Origin of the sequence: Pantoea cypripedii, from assembly GCF_002095535.1 — a bacterium.
GTDB lineage: Bacteria > Pseudomonadota > Gammaproteobacteria > Enterobacterales > Enterobacteriaceae > Pantoea > Pantoea cypripedii.
This window is the reverse complement of sequence record NZ_MLJI01000001.1, coordinates 1,207,225-1,225,485: the sequence shown is the minus strand read 5'-3', so window position 1 is coordinate 1,225,485 and position 18,261 is coordinate 1,207,225. Positions and strand designations below refer to the sequence as shown.

19 protein-coding genes are annotated in these 18,261 nt (G+C 51.1%); 10 read left to right on the top strand and 9 right to left on the bottom strand.

Features of this window, described 5'->3' with window-relative positions:
- Positions 1-12 precede the first annotated feature (12 nt).
- Both HA50_RS05600 and HA50_RS05595 read right to left on the bottom strand, forming a co-directional pair.
- Entirely contained in the window at positions 13-969 is a 957-nt protein-coding gene (locus HA50_RS05600) for a YbgA family protein (RefSeq protein WP_084873505.1), read from the bottom strand.
- 150 nt (positions 970-1,119) lie between these two features.
- Positions 1,120-1,320, bottom strand: a complete 201-nt coding sequence (locus tag HA50_RS05595; RefSeq protein WP_084873501.1) for a YbfA family protein — start codon at positions 1,318-1,320, stop codon at positions 1,120-1,122.
- Between the two features lie 242 nt (positions 1,321-1,562).
- On the opposite strand from HA50_RS05595, the gene kdpE reads away from it, so the two are divergent.
- Positions 1,563-2,237 carry a two-component system response regulator KdpE gene (gene kdpE, locus HA50_RS05590; RefSeq protein ID WP_084873497.1) on the top strand — a complete coding sequence of 225 codons (675 nt, stop codon included), beginning with the start codon at positions 1,563-1,565 and terminating at the stop codon, positions 2,235-2,237.
- Between the two features lie 187 nt (positions 2,238-2,424).
- Positions 2,425-2,886, top strand: a complete 462-nt coding sequence (locus HA50_RS05585; RefSeq protein ID WP_084873494.1) for an Hcp family type VI secretion system effector — start codon at positions 2,425-2,427, stop codon at positions 2,884-2,886.
- A gap of 71 nt (positions 2,887-2,957) precedes the next feature.
- On the opposite strand, the gene HA50_RS05580 is transcribed toward HA50_RS05585, so the two are convergent.
- From HA50_RS05580 to seqA, 4 genes are all read right to left on the bottom strand, one after another.
- Positions 2,958-3,314, bottom strand: coding sequence for a hypothetical protein (locus HA50_RS05580; RefSeq protein WP_084873491.1), 357 nt, complete (start codon positions 3,312-3,314; stop codon positions 2,958-2,960).
- Positions 3,301-3,948: a pesticin C-terminus-like muramidase gene (locus HA50_RS05575; protein WP_084873489.1), complete on the bottom strand. Its 648-nt coding sequence runs from the start codon at positions 3,946-3,948 to the stop codon at positions 3,301-3,303. The genes HA50_RS05580 and HA50_RS05575 overlap by 14 nt, the downstream gene beginning before the upstream one ends.
- A 194-nt stretch (positions 3,949-4,142) precedes the next feature.
- Positions 4,143-5,783: a phosphoglucomutase (alpha-D-glucose-1,6-bisphosphate-dependent) gene (pgm, locus tag HA50_RS05570; RefSeq protein WP_084873486.1), complete on the bottom strand. Its 1,641-nt coding sequence runs from the start codon at positions 5,781-5,783 to the stop codon at positions 4,143-4,145.
- Positions 5,784-5,808: 25 nt separating this feature from the next.
- Positions 5,809-6,351 carry a replication initiation negative regulator SeqA gene (gene seqA / locus HA50_RS05565; protein ID WP_084873483.1) on the bottom strand — a complete coding sequence of 181 codons (543 nt, stop codon included), beginning with the start codon at positions 6,349-6,351 and terminating at the stop codon, positions 5,809-5,811.
- Positions 6,352-6,598: 247 nt separating this feature from the next.
- Between seqA and ybfF the strand changes: the two genes are divergently transcribed.
- From ybfF to fur, 4 genes are all read left to right on the top strand, one after another.
- Positions 6,599-7,363 carry an esterase gene (ybfF, locus tag HA50_RS05560; protein WP_084873481.1) on the top strand — a complete coding sequence of 255 codons (765 nt, stop codon included), beginning with the start codon at positions 6,599-6,601 and terminating at the stop codon, positions 7,361-7,363.
- A 168-nt stretch (positions 7,364-7,531) separates the two neighbouring features.
- Positions 7,532-7,807 carry a LexA regulated protein gene (ybfE, locus tag HA50_RS05555; RefSeq protein WP_013508279.1) on the top strand — a complete coding sequence of 92 codons (276 nt, stop codon included), beginning with the start codon at positions 7,532-7,534 and terminating at the stop codon, positions 7,805-7,807.
- A gap of 122 nt (positions 7,808-7,929) precedes the next feature.
- Positions 7,930-8,460, top strand: a complete 531-nt coding sequence (fldA, locus tag HA50_RS05550; RefSeq protein WP_084873479.1) for a flavodoxin FldA — start codon at positions 7,930-7,932, stop codon at positions 8,458-8,460.
- 354 nt (positions 8,461-8,814) lie between these two features.
- Positions 8,815-9,261, top strand: a complete 447-nt coding sequence (gene fur / locus HA50_RS05545; protein WP_013508277.1) for a ferric iron uptake transcriptional regulator — start codon at positions 8,815-8,817, stop codon at positions 9,259-9,261.
- Positions 9,262-9,319: 58 nt separating this feature from the next.
- Here the strand turns inward: fur and HA50_RS05540 are convergent, their stop codons facing one another.
- The 3 genes from HA50_RS05540 to nagE form a co-directional block, all read right to left on the bottom strand.
- Positions 9,320-9,715, bottom strand: coding sequence for a hypothetical protein (locus HA50_RS05540; RefSeq protein WP_084873476.1), 396 nt, complete (start codon positions 9,713-9,715; stop codon positions 9,320-9,322).
- Between the two features lie 236 nt (positions 9,716-9,951).
- A complete protein-coding gene (gene glnS / locus HA50_RS05535; protein WP_084873474.1) occupies positions 9,952-11,619 on the bottom strand; it encodes a glutamine--tRNA ligase in 1,668 nt (555 codons plus the stop codon).
- A gap of 151 nt (positions 11,620-11,770) precedes the next feature.
- Positions 11,771-13,810 carry an N-acetylglucosamine-specific PTS transporter subunit IIBC gene (gene nagE, locus HA50_RS05530; RefSeq protein ID WP_084873472.1) on the bottom strand — a complete coding sequence of 680 codons (2,040 nt, stop codon included), beginning with the start codon at positions 13,808-13,810 and terminating at the stop codon, positions 11,771-11,773.
- 333 nt (positions 13,811-14,143) lie between these two features.
- Here nagE and nagB point away from each other — a divergent pair, with 333 nt between their 5' ends.
- The 4 genes from nagB to HA50_RS05510 are packed head-to-tail and all read left to right on the top strand — an operon-like array spanning position 14,144 to position 18,173.
- Positions 14,144-14,944 carry a glucosamine-6-phosphate deaminase gene (nagB, locus tag HA50_RS05525; RefSeq protein ID WP_084873469.1) on the top strand — a complete coding sequence of 267 codons (801 nt, stop codon included), beginning with the start codon at positions 14,144-14,146 and terminating at the stop codon, positions 14,942-14,944.
- Positions 14,945-15,004: 60 nt separating this feature from the next.
- Positions 15,005-16,153: an N-acetylglucosamine-6-phosphate deacetylase gene (nagA, locus tag HA50_RS05520; RefSeq protein ID WP_084873466.1), complete on the top strand. Its 1,149-nt coding sequence runs from the start codon at positions 15,005-15,007 to the stop codon at positions 16,151-16,153.
- A gap of 7 nt (positions 16,154-16,160) precedes the next feature.
- On the top strand, positions 16,161-17,381 hold the full coding sequence (nagC, locus tag HA50_RS05515) for a DNA-binding transcriptional regulator NagC (RefSeq protein ID WP_084873464.1): 1,221 nt from the start codon (positions 16,161-16,163) through the stop codon (positions 17,379-17,381).
- Positions 17,382-17,420: 39 nt separating this feature from the next.
- Complete coding sequence (locus HA50_RS05510) at positions 17,421-18,173, top strand: HAD-IIA family hydrolase (protein ID WP_084873462.1); 753 nt, start codon at positions 17,421-17,423, stop codon at positions 18,171-18,173.
- Positions 18,174-18,261: the final 88 nt, after the last annotated feature.

Below are 18,261 nucleotides of genomic sequence, written 5' to 3'. Positions count from 1 at the left end.
ATACTCCTGACATTATTGGCCGTAGCGCAGTCGCAGCGCTTCCGGATAGGGATCGAAGTAGCGCTGCTGAGTCAGCCACGGATGCGGGAACTCCGCCATATAGTGTTTAAGTATGGTGATAGGAGCCAGTAACGGCTGCACCCCGCGGCGGTAGCGGTCAATCAATTGCGCCAGTTCCTGACGCTGCGGTGAGGTCAGCTGGCGACGGAAATAGCCCTGCACATGCATCAACACATTGGTGTGGTTGCTTCGGGTCGATTTATGCGCCAGCAGTTGCATCAGACGATGACGGTATTCAAAGGCGTAATCATCCAGCGAATCCCACTGATCCATCTTCGCCACAAAACGCCCCAGTTCACGGTATTCATCCTGAGAATGGGACAGCAGCAGCAATTTGTAACGGCTGTGGAACGCCATCAACTGATGGCGCGTCAGACCATTGCGCCACATTTGATTAAATTCATGCAGGGCGTAGACACGCCCGATGAAGTTTTCGCGGATATCGGGATCATGGAGCCGTCCATCTTCTTCCAGCGGTAACCAGGGTAATTCACGCTGCAGAAACGCGGCAAAAATGCCGGTACCCGCCTTGCGATTGTTGTTGGTTTCCGGCTCATACACTCGCACCCGTTCCAGGCCACAACTGGGTGATTTGGCACACAGAATATAGCCACAAAGGTGATGCAACGATTTCACCCGCTGCGCTGACCATTGCGCCATTTCATCAGTGACCTCATCCCCGCCTTCTTTACTGAAACAAAGATGCACACGTGCATCTTCTTCTTTTACCAGGCGCAACGCCGGGCGTGGTGTGGGGAGGCCAATCGCCATTTCAGGGCAGACCGGTTCAAAATGGACAAATGGGGCGAGTTCGTCAGTCGCAAAGGCAAAACGCTTGTGGCCGCCATCGAAACGAACGCTATCCCCGAGCAGGCAGGCACTGATACCGACAGGAATTTTCTCGCGCATAGTTGTACAACCTCTGAAATCTTGTAGAGGTTTTAAGTGTAGCTGAAATGCGTGTTGATCACAGCGTCAACGCTGCGCTGAAGGGAAAATTGAGACAAAAAAACCCGGTGCTTCAGGGAAGACACCGGGTTGCTCTGTCGCGGAAAAGCGTTACCAGAAAATGCCGCCTGCCGCTTCAGATTGTGCCAGCCACACCGGCTTAGCACTGGTTTTGCACCACATACGATGCAGATAGCTGTAAAAACGTGCGCGATCGGCACGGAACAGCATCACGGGGAGCGCCAGCACGCCCAGTGACACCACCAGCGCACGGCGCAGCACAACTTTGTAGAGCGGATATGCCTGATACATGAATGCCTCCTGGTGAGTCGTAGAAAATGTGATCTGACACGAATATTACGCCTGGTTGTGTAATTTTACTACTCATCCGACCACTTTTTTGATCTTTTTTGTCCATTTTTTCACCCGGATGAAATTAAGTTACATAAGTGTAAATTTAAAGTTCTCATTGGGTAACAAACTCCAACGCGGACGCCAGAACGATTTATTGCTACAGTGAGCTGTTATCCATTTTTTTTGCCGCAGGAGTTCGTGTGACCACCATCTTGATCGTCGAAGATGAAAAGGAAATCCGCCGTTTCGTGCGCCTGGCGCTGGAAGGCGAAGGGTTAAAGATTGTGGAAGCTGAGCAGTTGCAGCGTGGGTTAATCGAAGCCGCAACACGCAAGCCTGACCTGGTGATCCTGGATTTAGGGCTGCCTGATGGTGATGGCAATGATTTTATCCGCGAAGTGCGTCAGTGGAGCAGCATGCCGGTGATTGTGTTGTCAGCCCGCACCGATGAACAGGATAAGATCGATGCGCTGGATGCCGGTGCCGATGACTATCTCACCAAACCTTTTGGTATCGGTGAATTGCTGGCACGCGTCCGCGTGGCATTGCGCCGTCATCAGAACAACCAACCCGAGCCAGTGTTGAATTTTGGTGATGTCAGTGTCGATATCGCAGCACGCCGCGTATTGCGTGGTGGTGAAGAAGTCCATCTGACGCCGACAGAATTTCGTCTGCTTACTCTGCTGCTGAATAATGCCGGTAAGGTTTTGACGCAACGCCAGTTGCTGAATCAGGTGTGGGGGCCGAATGCGGTGGAACATAGCCATTATCTGCGTATTTATATGGGACATTTGCGCCAGAAGCTGGAAGCCAATCCCACTCAGCCAAACCATTTGCTGACCGAGACCGGTATTGGGTATCGATTTATGCCGTAAAAATGTGTGTTAATCCGCAAATGTTGATCGTTAAGGATGACCCGCCTAATTTTCACTGCGATATTTGAGTTTCCTCAGTCAGTCGTAGCGGCGCGATTTATCGCGCGTTTTACAACACCGCATAAAAACAGCGCGATAAATCGCGCCGCTACGTTACAAGCATTATTAAATAAATAGGGAGATTTAAATGAATAATGTTTTTCTTAAAATAGATGGATTAATGGGAGAATCGAAGGATTCAGCACATCAGGGCTGGATTGATGTTGGCACTTACTCATGGGGTGTAAGAAGGAAAGGTGATACACCGGGATCAGGTGCAACAAATTATCATCATCTCACCATACATTGCCAGGCAGACAAAGCCACCGCTGGCGCGCTTATGTATGCTTCAAATGGTAATAAGGTAAAGAAAGTAGAAATATCAACATGCAAGGCTGGCGGAAGTCAGATGGAATATTATCGAATTACGCTGGAGAGCGTCATCATCATCGAGGTACTTTTGAATGAAAGTGGCTCAATGACAGACGTTGAATATGAATTCCAGGCTGACAGGGTCAAATTCCAGTACTGGGAGCAATGTGCTTCAGGAGTGAAAGGTGCGGAGACCCGTATGGGGTGGAATATAAAAGAATCGGCATCGTATTTCTGATTCATTAGTATATGTACTTTGACAGTTGCTTACTTAAATTCGGCAACTGTCAAATAAAAACTTTTATCATATTAAGGATAAACATTATCAAAAAAAATTTTCTCTTTTAGATACTCTAACGATAAGCATCTATTCCTTGTAGCGATTTCAGCATCAGTATTTAGCGATTCATATATTTCTACCGTGCATTTTTTTTGAATAGTTGATTCCCATGATTTTTTTAGATCAAGAATGGATTTTTTTCTCTCCGGAGTATTCTTTATCTGATTTTCAATAGACTTATTTACCTCTTTTCGGGCTGCTTCCATTTTTTCAAATGATCTATCATTAATCTCCTGAAGTTGTTCTATTTCTATTTGCGTTCCTGCCGAATGGCACAAAACGGAATAGAAAAATAAAAAAATAAAAAGCGCATTAATTTTTTTCATAATAATCAACTCTTCTTATGAACCTGTCAGTGGACACATCTGGCCAAAGTGCCCGATTAGATATCACTTTACCAAATCCTTCCATGTCACCTAAATATGCAAAACGCTGTATCAGTTCTCTACTGTGTGGTGTATAGTCACCTCTGTAACGTAAGTCTATTAAGACATCTTTAATTTTCAACGGTATTACTCTCCATGCCTCATCAGCTTGCACCTCAGGGTCTGGATGATGTTTCATTATCGTTACTCTATTCTTACAAATCCTCTCCACATCTTTTTTTAACCACTCATAAATAATTTTAAATAAAGACAATTGCTGAGATTCCGATATTTCACCTATCTTATCTCTATTCCTGATAACAAATTCATGCGCAGCACATCCTTTTAGACCTGCTCCATCAGAGATAAGCTCTGCCTGCTCTTTATTTACCCCAGACTTCTTAAGCACTATCAATACATTTATTTTCGTTCTATCTCCCAAATCAAAACCTCGGCCAATTGTTACTCCAGATGAATTTCCCCTACATGAAGATGATATTCCAGGCCAATGAATCTTCCTTGAATAATCCCTACTTGATTTAACATTGTTACCTTCGGCGCGAAATGTCAGCAATCCTTCCTCTGGTTCAAGCATGATGTCCTATCCTGCAACCTGAAATGTGGCCCTCACCTTAGCGTGTCGAATTGGGGAATTGAACTGTCCCTATCCCTGTTAAATTACCAATAAAAAAGGGTTCATGATGGACATGAACCCTTCTGCATCAACCATTAGCTGGTCAATAAAATCGGCAAGGTCGGCAATATATTGTATGCCTGATCCTGTATCGCTTACGCGTTCTTCAGCACTTCACTGACAATCTCTACTGCTTCTTTCTCGATCAGCTGACGATGTTCAGCACCGAGGAAGCTTTCACAGTAGATTTTGTAGGCATCTTCAGTGCCTGACGGACGAGCAGCGAACCAGCCATTTTCCGTCATCACTTTCAGGCCACCAATCGCCGCACCGTTACCAGGGGCCGCCGTCAGGCGCGCGGTGATCGGGTCACCTGCCAGGGTATCAGCACTGACCATTTCCGGAGACAGTTTCGACAGCGCCGCTTTCTGTGCCGACGTAGCTGAAGCTTGCAGACGGTTATAGCTCGGCGCACCAAAACGCGCAGCCAGCTCATCGTAATGCTGCTGCGGGTTCTTACCGGTTACCGCCGTAATTTCTGCGGCCAGCAAGCACATGATGATGCCGTCTTTATCTGTGGACCAGGCTGTACCATCGAAACGCAGGAACGATGCCCCGGCGCTCTCTTCACCGCCGAAACCAAAGCTGCCATCAAACAGGCCATCAACAAACCACTTAAAGCCAACCGGTACTTCCACCAGTTTGCGGCCAATATCGTTTACCACCCGATCAATCATTGCACTGGACACCAGGGTTTTACCCACGGCGACATCTTTGCCCCATTGCGGACGATGCTGGAACAGGTAGTTGATCGCCACCGCCAGATAGTGGTTGGGATTCATCAGACCAGCCGGAGTCACGATACCGTGACGGTCATAATCCGGGTCGTTACCGAATGCCAGGTCGAATTTGTCGCGGTAAGCCAGCAGGCCAGCCATGGCGCATTCTGACGAGCAGTCCATACGCACTACGCCATCTTTATCCAGATGCATAAAGCGGAACGTCTGGTCGATGGCATCGTTAACGATGGTGATGTCCAGCTTGTAGTGCTCGGCAATACGCTGCCAGTAAGCCATGCCGGAACCGCCAAGCGGATCCACACCAATTTTCAGGCCCGCTTTCTGAATCGCCGGGAAGTCAATCACCTGCGCCAGACCTTCCACGTAAGGCTGAATCAGATCCTGTTCAACGATATGACCGCTGGCCCACGCCTGATCCAGTGGCAGACGCTTCACCTCTTTCAATCCACCTTTCATCAGCTGGTTAGCACGATCTTCCACCACTTTAGTGACGTTAGTATCGGCCGGACCACCATTCGGCGGGTTGTATTTGATGCCACCGTCTTCCGGTGGGTTGTGCGACGGCGTGATGACGATGCCATCAGCCTGAGCACCACCACGTTTATTGTGCTCCAGGATGGCGTTAGAAATCGCTGGCGTCGGTGTATAACCGTTGTCCTGCTGCACAATCACATCCACGCCGTTAGCCGCCAGCACTTCCAGTACAGACAGAATTGCCGGTTCAGACAGCGCATGCGTGTCTTTACCGACATAGCACGGGCCAGTGATGCCGTTCTTTTTACGCTCTTCCGCAATCGCCTGAGCAATCGCCAGAATGTGCATTTCGTTGAAGCTCTGACGTCCTGCGCTACCACGATGGCCGGAGGTGCCAAATTTCACCGCATGTTCCGGATTAGCCACATCAGGCTGCAAAACGTAGTACTGAGAGGTTAATTGTGCAACGTTAATCAAATCGCTCTGCTGGGCAGGTTGCCCGGCACGGGGGTGATTGGCCATTGGCGCTTCTCCCTGACGCTTCAGTTTAAATGGTGCCGCAAACTTTCTCTGTCAGTTCCGCAGGGAACTGCATGGCTAACATGATGTGCTCCACCATGCTGCATTTGCGACCAGTATTGGTATTGGTGATCACCCAATACGGCGTGCCGGGCACGTGCTTCGGCTTAGTATGGGTGCCATTTTGCAACAGCGTATGCTCGTCACCCGCAAAATAAACACGGGTACGCCCCTGCAGTGAAGCAGTGGCCTCAGCAAAGGCTGCGGGATCAAGACGATAGAGCGTTGACAAGACCAGCATGAAGCGGTTAACCGCCTTTTTTTGCTCCGCATACTCATCGGAAAGTAGCAGTTCACGTACCGCGCGAACGCGATCCTGCGGGCGCGGTTCGCTGCGCACTGGCTGTGATTCTTTTGCTGCAGCCTGAGCCACAACAGGGGTTGCAGGGGCACTCTGACCGGCAGTGAACTTCAGCATGCGGCGCAAAATTTCGGAGGCGCTTTCGCCAATGTGCTGGGTGTGGCTGGCAATATAACGGTAGAGTTCTTCGTCAACTTCAATCGTTTTCATCTTTTTCCGTACGATTCTGGCAAATGACAGAACCACGCATTTCTGCAAAGGCCTTAGCAAAATCCTGCCGTGCAAAATGTGAGCGGGTTCTAACATGAGGATTATAAAGTTAAATCCCAGGCTGCCGATAGCGCTGGCATCGTTTCAGGGCAAAAGTCAGATAATGCCCTAATACCCACCTGGCTGGCTCCTGGACAGGTGGATCCATGATAACCTAAGCGAAGCTCACAACCGTAAGAACTTTGCCATGATTTTGAATGCCCGTCTGCAAACTGAACAATCTGCTCCCGATGCTACCCCTATTCTGTTAATTCATGGCCTGTTTGGCAGCCTGGATAACCTCGGTGTACTGGCGCGTGGCCTGCGCGATGCCTGCCCTACCCTGCAGGTTGATGTCCGCAATCACGGCCTTTCCAGCCGCAGCGAAATCATGAACTATCCGGCGATGGCGCAGGATATGGTTGAAACGCTGGATGCCCAGGGCATCGATCGTGTCAGCGTCGTCGGTCATTCGATGGGCGGCAAAATTGCCATGGCGTTAAGCACCATCGCGCCGCACCGTATTGAAAAACTGGTGATGATCGATATCGCCCCGGTCGATTATCAGACGCGTCGCCATGATGAAATATTCGCCGCTATCCGTGCCGTAAGTGCGGCTGGGGTCACGCGCCGCAGCGAAGCCGCTGAGGTGATGCGCACCCTGCTGGATGAAGAAGGCGTGATTCAGTTCATTCTGAAATCGTTCCAGGACGGTGAATGGCGCTTCAATGTGCCGGTGTTGTGGGACAACTACACCACCATCTCCGGCTGGGAAGAGGTGCCTGCATGGCCGCATCCGGCGCTGTTTATCCGCGGCGGTGATTCTCCCTATCTGGATAATCAGCACCGTGATGCGTTGTTGCGCCAGTTCCCCCAGGCACATGCGCATGTCATCAGCGGAGCCGGGCACTGGGTCCATGCCGAAAAACCCGAAGCCGTTTTACGCGCAGTGCGCCGATTTTTTGTACTGTAAAAGCAAAAGCTTGCCGCGAACCGTTTAAGGTTGGCGTAGTAAGGGGCGCTGGAGTATGATGTCGCGCTAAAAATTTGCCACGGATGATTTTTTCACCGTGGCCGGGCCGATAATGTATAAATCGCGCAGCGCCTTTCCGCCGTTCGCGCCCACTCAGTTTTACAAATCATGGCAAAAGAACAGACTGACCGTACCACGCTCGATCTCTTCGCTGATGAGCGGCGTCCCGGTCGCCCCAAAACCAGTCCGCTGACGCGTGACGAACAGTTGCGGATTAACAAACGCAATCAGCTGAAACGCGATAAAGTGCGAGGATTGCGTCGTGTTGAGCTGAAAATGAGCAGCGAGGCCGTTGATGCACTCAACACCCTGGCTGAGCAACAAAACATCAGCCGTAGCGAATTGATTGAACAAATGCTGCTGGCGCAGCTCAAACTGTCGTAACAGGCGCAGACCGCACGCAGGAACAAAAGTCACGGCTTTACAAGTTCCGCCACTTTGCCCGGTCTGCTATCATTCGCTGTAATTACGTATTCAATATCAGGATTTAAGAGGTCACTTAACCCATGGCAATCGTAGGCATTTTCTTCGGCAGCGATACCGGCAACACTGAAAACATTGCAAAAATGATCCAGAAACAACTGGGTAAAGACGTGGCCGAAGTGCATGACATTGCCAAGAGCACTAAAGAAGATCTCGAAGCATTCGATATTCTGTTGCTGGGCATTCCGACCTGGTACTACGGCGAAGCGCAGTGTGACTGGGATGATTTCTTCCCGACACTGGAAGAGATCGACTTCAATGGCAAACTGGTTGCGCTGTTCGGCTGTGGCGACCAGGAAGATTATGCAGAATACTTCTGTGATGCGATGGGCACCATCCGTGACATTATCGAGCCAAATGGTGCGGTGATTGTCGGTCACTGGCCGACTGAAGGTTACCACTTCGAAGCATCCAAAGGTCTGGCCGATGACAAACACTTCCTTGGTCTGGCTATCGATGAAGATCGTCAGCCGGAACTGACCAACGAACGTGTTGATAAGTGGGTGAAACAGATTTTCGATGAGCTGCAGTTGAAAGACATTATCGAAGCCTGATCCCCTTTCCTACTCAATGTGGGCGCTGGCTCACATTGAGAATCGGAAATTCCTATAAAAATAATAGCCACGTTTTTTTAACTTTTACCTGCAAATCTGTAGAATACCCGTAACGGTCATCCGCTTATTCCTCTGGCATCAGAATGAGGCTGAGTGAAATGGAAACAAAGACCTGTACGATCCCCGCCGGCGTTAGCGACATTTATCCCTACAGCCATTGGTGATTTCAGGACGTGCCCTTGGTTTTCATTTCACTGCTTGAGTTCTATAATGAGACGCAAATGAGAATGCGCGTGATCGACATTCAAGGCCCTGCGCCGCAAGTGACTAGCAAAGTAACAGGACAATATCCGCATGACTGACAACAACTCCGCATTGAAGAAGGCTGGCCTGAAAGTCACTCTACCCAGACTGAAAATTCTGGAAGTGCTTCAGGAACCCGAGTGCCATCACGTCAGTGCGGAAGATTTGTACAAACGCCTGATCGACATGGGCGAAGAGATTGGTCTGGCAACGGTATATCGCGTTCTTAACCAGTTTGATGACGCGGGTATCGTGACTCGTCATAACTTTGAAGGTGGCAAATCCGTCTTTGAACTGACGCAACAGCATCATCATGACCACTTGATCTGCCTGGATTGTGGCAAAGTGATCGAGTTCAGTGATGAGTCTATTGAGACGCGTCAACGTGAAATCGCAACACGTCACGGTATCAAACTCACCAACCACAGCCTGTACCTGTACGGCCACTGTGCGCTGGGAGACTGCCGCGAAGACGAGACGCTCCACGATAAGCAATAAAGTGTGCTATGCAGTATGAAAAAACCGGTGCCTGGCACCGGTTTTTTTATGCCTGAAATTACAGAACCAGCGTTTCCTGCAGGTAACGCCAGCGCGGAATGGAGGTGGTGCAATCCAGCACCGCCAGAGAAATGCGGCTCTGGTTGTTGCCGTTCATCATTTGCAATTCACGATATTGAATGGTCACTTCCTGGCTTTGCTGTGAAATGATGGCATGTTCGCTGGTCGCGATGCGCATCCCTTCCCGCTGACCACGCAACTGGCGGAACAACACCTCCGTCGCATTCAAATCCAGCTGTTTTCCCTGCGGGGTCACCATTTTGAAATCCGGGTGAAAATGCGAGAGAAACAACTCAATGCTGTCGTCAGTGCCCTCTGACTGATTAAAAATACGTTCGATAAGCTGATGTAAAACCACTACGCTGTGTTTGGCTTCCTGAGCGAGACTCGTCATTTTTTTTCCTTTTATAACCCGCGGAGCAACGTCTGGGAGCGCATAGCCTACCTGAAATACAGTTTTTCACACTCGCAAATGGATTAATTTTACTAAAGTCAGATTAGTTGCAAATCCCGGTAACAAACGCCTTTCACAGCCTACAGCATAAAAGGTTGCCAGCCCGAAATTACAGCCAATAAAAAAGGGCGATTGCTCGCCCTTTCGTGATGATATGGTGATAACGACAAAAAGGATTAATCGCCGATTTTCGCCCAGGTATCACGTAAACCGACAGTGCGGTTAAACACCAGCTTAGAGGGCTGTGAGTAAACGCTGTCTGCGCAGAAATAACCTTCACGTTCAAACTGATACGGCGCCAGTGCATCGGCATCACGCAGTCCCGGCTCGACAAAGCCCTGTTTGATTTCCAGCGAATTCGGGTTAATGGTGGTGAGGAAATCCTCAGCCGCTCCCGGATTTGGCACGCTGAACAGACGATCGTAGAGACGGAATTCCGCTGGCAGCGCGTGGATCGCTGAAACCCAGTGGATCACACCCTTCACCTTGCGGCCATCAGCCGGATCTTTGCTCAGGGTATCAACGTCACAGCTACAGTAGATGCAGGTGATATTGCCTTCTTCGTCTTTTGCCACGCGCTCTGCACGGATCACGTAAGCATTACGCAGACGGACTTCTTTGCCCAGCACCAGACGTTTGTACTGTTTATTGGCTTCTTCACGGAAATCCGCGCGATCGATCCACACTTCGCGGCTGAACGGCACATCACGCGTGCCCATCTCCGGTTTGTTGGGATGGTTTGGCATGGTGATGATTTCTTCATGACCCGCAGGCAGGTTCTCAATCACCACTTTCAGCGGATCGAGTACCGCCATCGCGCGCGGTGCGTTCTCGTTGAGATCATCACGAATGCATGACTCCAGCGACGCCATCTCCACGATATTGTCCTGCTTGGTCACGCCAATGCGGCGGCAGAACTCACGAATCGAGGCGGCACTGTAACCACGGCGGCGCAAACCAGAAACGGTCAGCATACGCGGGTCATCCCAGCCTTCAACGACCTTCTCGCTCACCAGCTGTGTCAGCTTACGCTTCGACATCACGGCATATTCCAGATTCAGGCGCGAGAATTCATACTGACGCGGATGTACCGGAATGGAGATGTTATCCAGCACCCAGTCATACAGACGACGGTTATCCTGGAATTCCAGGGTGCAGAGCGAATGAGTGATACCTTCCAGCGCATCGGAAATGCAGTGGGTGAAATCGTACATCGGGTAGATGCACCATTTTTTGCCAGTCTGATGATGTTCCGCAAACTTAATACGGTACAGCACCGGATCGCGCATCACGATAAAGTTGGATGCCATGTCGATTTTGGCGCGCAGGCAGGCTTTACCTTCCTCGAAACCACCATCACGCATTTTTTCAAACAACGCGAGGTTTTCAGCCGGGGTACGATCGCGATATGGGCTGTTTTTGCCCGGTGCGGTCAGGGAGCCACGGTATTCGCGGATCTCTTCTGGCGTCAGCTCATCAACATAGGCGAGGCCTTTATTGATCAGCTCCACGGCGTAGTTATACAGCTGGTCGAAATAGTCTGAGGAGTAACAAACGTCTCCGCTCCATTCAAAGCCCAGCCATTGCACGTCACGCTTGATGGATTCAACGAACTCCATATCTTCTTTCACCGGGTTGGTGTCGTCGAAGCGCAGATTGCACTGACCCTGGTAATCTTGCGCGATACCAAAGTTCAGACAGATCGATTTCGCATGGCCAATATGCAGGTAACCATTGGGCTCAGGCGGGAAACGGGTATGCACGCTGTTGTGCTTACCGCTCGCCAAATCTTCGTCGATAATCTGACGAATAAAGTTCGTTGGGCGGGCTTCAGCCTCACTCATCTCAAAATCCTCAAATACAATACGGGTGATTTGTACTACGAAGTAACGGAGTATGATCCACAAAGCGCAGGAGGGAAACAACCGTTTGTTGGCCGTTTTAAAACAAAAAAGGCAGGAATCGCTTCCTGCCTTCCGGGTTCATCACAAGGACTTAGCCTTTAACCTCGTACAGACGGGTTTCACCTGCCACGACAGAACCACTCGCCAGCAGATTGAGGCCCGCGAAATCATCGCTATTGCTGACCACCACTGGACTTATCATCGAACGCGCATTAGCGTTGAGGAAATCCAGGTCCATCTCCAGCACTGGCTGACCCGCCGCAACGGTCGCCCCCTCTTCCACCAGCCGGGTAAAGCCTTTGCCTTCCAGCGCCACGGTATCGAGGCCCATGTGCACCACAATCTCGACGCCGTTGTCAGTTTCGAGACAGAACGCATGGTTGGTGTTGAAGATTTTCACGATAGTACCGGCAATCGGTGCCACCACGGTTTTACCGGTGGGTTTGATCGCCAGACCATCGCCGACTGCTTTGCTGGCGAAGGCTTCGTCCGGCACCGCATCCAGTGCCACCACCTCACCACTGACCGGGGCCAGCAGCGTGGCGATCACGCCTTTATCGCTGTTCAGCACCGCCTGCGGTTGTGCAGCAGCAGCTGGCTGAGCCGCCGCTACTGAGGCCGTCGCTGCCGCGGCCACCGGGCCTTTGGTCAGCACCGTTTTCATTGCTGTGGCAATGCTTTCAGCCTGAGTACCGACGATGATCTGCACGCTTTGTTTGTTCAGACGAATCACGCCAGAAGCGCCAAGACGTTTCGCCACGCTGTCATTCACCTGCGAGGAATCTTTCACGTTCAGACGCAGACGGGTGATACAGGCATCGATATTGGTCAGGTTGTCCGAACCGCCTACCGCACCGATATAGCGACGTGCGAGGGATTCGGTCTGGCTTTCGTTGCTGCCACTGTGATCAACGTTGACATCATAGCCATCAGTTTCATCATCAGCAGACAGTTCACGACCCGGCGTCATCAGGTTGAATTTCTGGATGGTGAAGCGGAACACCACGTAGTAGATGACGAAGAACACCAGCCCTTGCGGGATCAGCATCCACCAATGCACCGCCAGCGGGTTACGCGTTGACAGCACCATATCCACTAACCCGGCGCTGAAGCCGAAACCGGCAATCCAGTGCATACTGGCCGCGATAAACACTGAGAGACCGGTCAGCACCGCATGGATGACATACAGCACCGGTGCCACGAACATAAAGGAGAATTCCAGCGGTTCGGTAATACCGGTGAAGAAAGCAGCGAAAGCCGCTGCCAGCATGATACCACCGACTTTGGCGCGGTTTTCCGGACGAGCACAGTGATAAATTGCCAGCGCAGCTCCCGGTAAGCCAAACATCATGATCGGGAAGAAACCTGCCTGGTAACGACCGGTGATACCCGGGATACCGGTACCATTGGCGATGGACTGCGCGCCACCAAGGAATTTCGGAATATCGTTGATACCGGCAACGTCGAACCAGAATACCGAGTTCAGCGCATGATGCAGACCAACCGGAATCAGCAGACGGTTAAAGAAGGCATAGACACCTGCGCCGACGGAACCCAGCTTTTGAATCTCTTCACCAAAGCTCACCAGGCCATTAAACACCAGTGGCCAGATGTACATCAGGATGAAAGCAACCAGGATCATCAGGAAGGAGACAAGGATCGGTACCAGACGGCGGCCGCTGAAGAACGACAGCGCTTTGGGTAGCTCGACATGACTGAAGCGGTTGTACACTTCCGCCGAGATAATCCCCACCAGAATACCGACAAACTGGTTTTCGATTTTGCCGAATGCAGCAGGCACTTGATCCACGGGTATTTTTTGAATCATCGCGACCGCGGCTGGCGAACACAGCGTGGTGACCACAAGGAAACCCACGAAGCCAGTCAGTGCCGCAGCACCATCTTTATCTTTGGACATGCCATAAGCCACACCGATGGCAAACAGCACAGACATATGTTCAATGATAGCGGCACCGGATTTGATCAACAGCGCCGCCAGAGCGTTACCCGCCCCCCAGCTGTCTGGATCGATCCAATACCCTACCCCCATTAAGATTGCCGCTGCCGGCAGGGTCGCTACCGGCACCATAAGCGCTCGGCCGACCTTTTGCAGATATCCTAGAACACTCACCTTATTCTCCCCCTTTGAGACTGGCTTTTTACCCGGTGCGGGTTGATTTTATTATCCCGGCATCCGGTACCTTGATGACACGATGACCACGAGGCGCAGTGTAAAGATAAATTAATTCGCCTCGCAAATTAAAACCACGATAACTGTGATTTTTATCACCAAAAATGACGTTTTAGTACCCGTATCGCTAGCCTTCACCCCGAACTTATTTTATTATGAAAAATATCAAGACGCACTTTTCCCTGCATGGTTGAGCTTAAACGGATTACGCTTAAGAACAATCTGTAGAGAGAACCGCGACGCCACTTTCCAATCTTTAACTGAGGTGAAGACATGAGACTGATCCCTTTAGCCACACCTACCCAGGTGGGTAAATGGGCCGCGCGCCATATCGTTAACCGCATTAACGCGTTTAATCCTGGCCCAGATCGTCCCTTTGTGCTAGGTCTTCCAACCGGTGGTACACCGCTGGAAGCTTACAAGCACCTGATTGAGATGCATAAAGCGGGCCAGGTTAGCTTCAAACATGTTGTCACCTTCAACATGGATGAATACGTTGGTCTGCCAAAAGAACACCCGGAAAGTTATCACAGTTTTATGTATCGTAACTTTTTCGATCACATTGATATTCAACCGGAAAATATCAATCTTCTGAATGGCAATGCGGAAGATATTGACGCAGAATGTCGTCAGTACGAAGAGAAGATCCGCGCCCTGGGCAAAATCCATCTGTTTATGGGTGGCGTGGGCAATGATGGTCACATTGCTTTTAACGAACCTGCCTCCTCGCTCGCATCCCGAACCCGTATCAAAACGTTGACACACGAAACCCGTCTCGCCAATTCCCGTTTCTTTAACGGTGATGTGGATCAGGTGCCAAAATATGCCCTGACCGTTGGCGTGGGTACGCTGCTGGATGCAGAAGAAGTGATGATTCTGGTTACCGGTCATGTCAAAGCGCAGGCATTGCAGGCTGCCGTAGAAGGCAACGTTAACCATATGTGGACCATCAGTTGTCTGCAACTGCATGCCAAATCCGTGGTGGTCTGCGACGAACCCGCCACCATGGAACTGAAAGTGAAAACCGTGAAATATTTCCGCGAAATGGAAGCGGAAAATATGAAAGGTGTGTAAGAGCACGTTGTAAAAAACCTGCTGCTATCACGCAGCGGGTATAGCCGGGAGAGAGAAACGATGTACGCATTAGTAAACGGCCGGATTTTCACCGGTCATGAAATTCTGGACAACCATGCGGTAGTGATTGCCGATGGCCTGATTGAACGTGTCTGTCCACGCGATGCGCTGGATGCCACCCTGCCACAACAGGATGTTGCTGGTGCGTTTATCGCTCCCGGTTTTATTGATTTGCAGCTGAACGGCTGCGGCGGCGTGCAATTTAACGATGATATCGACGCACTGACCGTTGAAACGCTGGAAATTATGCAGCGCGCCAATGAGAAATCGGGCTGCACCAGCTTCCTGCCGACGCTTATCACCAGCACAGATGAATTGATGAAACGCGCCATTGAAACCATGCGCGCGTATAAAGCAAAGTATCAGCATCAGGCTCTCGGCCTGCACCTGGAAGGCCCGTGGCTGAATAAAGTGAAGAAAGGCACGCACAATCCAGAGCTGATTCGCCTGCCGGATCCTGAGCTGGTGGATTTTCTTTGCGCTAACGCCGATTTCATTACTAAGGTGACGCTGGCCCCGGAAAATGCGGGCAGTACCGTGATCCGCAAATTACGTGATGCGGGCATTATCGTTTCTGCTGGTCACTCCAACGCCACCTATGAAGAAGCGAAAACCGGTTTCGCCGCAGGCGTCAGTTTTGCGACGCATCTTTACAATGCGATGCCCACTTTCGCCGGTCGCGAGCCGGGCCTGATCGGTGCGCTGTTCGATTCGCCTGATGTATACTGCGGCATCATTGCAGATGGTTTACATGTCCACTACGCTAATGTGCGCAATGCAAAACGTATCAAAGGTGACAAGCTGGTGCTGGTCACGGATGCCACTGCCCCGGCAGGTGCATCGATTGATAAATTTATTTTTGCAGGCAAAACAATATACTATCGCAATGGCCTTTGCGTTGATGAAAACGGCACCTTAAGTGGTTCCGCGATCACCATGATTGAAACGGTACGGAACTGCGTGGAACATTGTGGCATTGCGCTGGATGAGGCGCTGCGCATGGCAACACTTTATCCGGCAAAGGCGATGGGAGTGGAGAAACAGTTGGGTACGGTCGAAGCCGGAAAAGTCGCCAACCTGACTGTCTTTACCCGCGATTATCAAATCATTAAGACGTTCGTCAATGGAGACAACGTCCTCAGCGAGTAAGCATTGAATGACCACTGGCGGCCAGACTCAAATAGGAAATGTCGATCTTGTCAAACAACTCAACAGCGCAGCCGTTTACCGGTTGATTGATCAACAGGGGCCTATTTCGCGCATTCAAATCGCCGAAGTCAGCCAGCTTGCGCCAGCCAGTGTCACCAAAATTACCCGCCAGTTGATTGAGCGCGGCCTGATTAAAGAGGTGGACCAGCAAGCGTCCACCGGCGGACGCCGCGCCATCTCCATCATTACCGAAACCCGTCATTTTCATACTATCGGCGTGCGCCTCGGACGTAACGATGCCACGCTGACATTGTTTGATCTCAGTGGTAAATCACTGGCGCAGGAAGATTACCCGCTACCGGAACGTACCCAGGAAACGCTGGAGAATGCGCTATTTAACGCCATCAGCGCCTTTATGGCGGCGCATCAGCGCAAAATTCATGAACTGATTGCTATTGCGGTGATTTTGCCCGGCCTGGTGGATCCGATAAACGGCATTATTCGCTATATGCCGCATATTGCCGTCAGCCACTGGCCGCTGGTTTCCAGCCTGCAAAAACGTTTCAACGTCACCAGTTTTGTTGGCCATGACATCCGCAGTCTGGCCCTTGCCGAGCACTACTTCGGTGCAAGTCGTGACTGTGCAGACTCCATTCTGGTGCGCCTGCATCGCGGCACCGGGGCGGGCATCATCGCCAACGGCCACATTTTTCTCGGCAGCAATGGCAACGTAGGTGAAATCGGCCATATTCAGGTCGATCCGCTCGGTGAGCGCTGCCACTGCGGTAACTTCGGTTGTCTGGAGACCATCGCCGCCAATGGCGCGATTGAAAACCGGGTACGCCACCTGCTCAATCAAGGCTACCCCAGTTCGCTGACCCTGAATGATTGCCAGATGCCGCAAATCTGCCGGGCCGCCAATCAGGGCGATGCACTGGCGTGTGAGGTGATTGAATACGTTGGCCGCTATCTCGGTAAAGCGATAGCCATCGCTATTAACCTGTTTAATCCACAAAAAGTGGTGCTGGCGGGTGAAATCACCGACGCAGACAAGGTATTGTTTCCGGCAATTGAGGGCTGCATCAACACCCAGGCACTGAATGCGTTTCGTAAAAATTTGCCTGTGGTACGCTCAGAACTCGATCATCGCTCGGCCATTGGCGCTTTTGCTCTGGCAAAACGCGCTATGCTGAATGGCATTCTGCTGCAACATCTGCTGGAAGAGTAACCGACGCCTGCCAGGAGCAGGCCACACCGGATGCAATCTATGACAATTAAAAGCGTAATCTGTGACATCGACGGCGTGTTGATGCACGACAACACTGCCGTTCCCGGCGCCCAGGAATTCCTGCAGCGCATCCTTGAAAAAAAGATGCCGCTGGTGGTGCTGACTAACTACCCATCGCAAACGGCAAAAGATCTGGCGAACCGTTTCGCCTCCTCCGGTATCGAAGTGCCGGATTCGGTTTTTTACACCTCGGCGATGGCCACCGCCGACTTCCTGCGCCGTCAGGAAGGCAAGAAAGCCTATGTGATTGGTGAAGGCGCGCTGATTCATGAGCTTTATAAAGCTGGTTTCACCATCACCGATATCAATCCTGATTTCGTTATCGTTGGTGAAACCCGTTCCTTTAACTGGGACATGATGCATAAGGCGGCGTTTTTTGTCGCCAATGGTGCGCGCTTTATCGCGACCAACCCGGATACCCACGCGCGCAATTTTGTCCCGGCCTGTGGCGCGCTTTGTGCCGGTATCGAAAAAATCTCCGGTCGCAAACCGTTTTATGTCGGAAAACCCAGCCCCTACATCATGCGTGCCGCGCTGAACAAGATGCAGGCGCACTCCGAAGAAACCGTGATTGTCGGCGATAATCTGCGTACCGATATTCTCGCCGGTTTCCAGGCGGGTCTGGAAACCGTGCTGGTGTTGTCTGGGGTCTCGACGCTCAGCGATATTGATGCCATGCCGTTCCGTCCGGACTGGATCTACCCTTCCGTCGCAGATATCGATCTGTTCTGATTTTCACCATCATCTTCGCTTATGACCCGGCTGACTCATCATCGCCGCCGGGTCTCTCTTTTCTCCCCGAACCAGCCCTCTCCATACG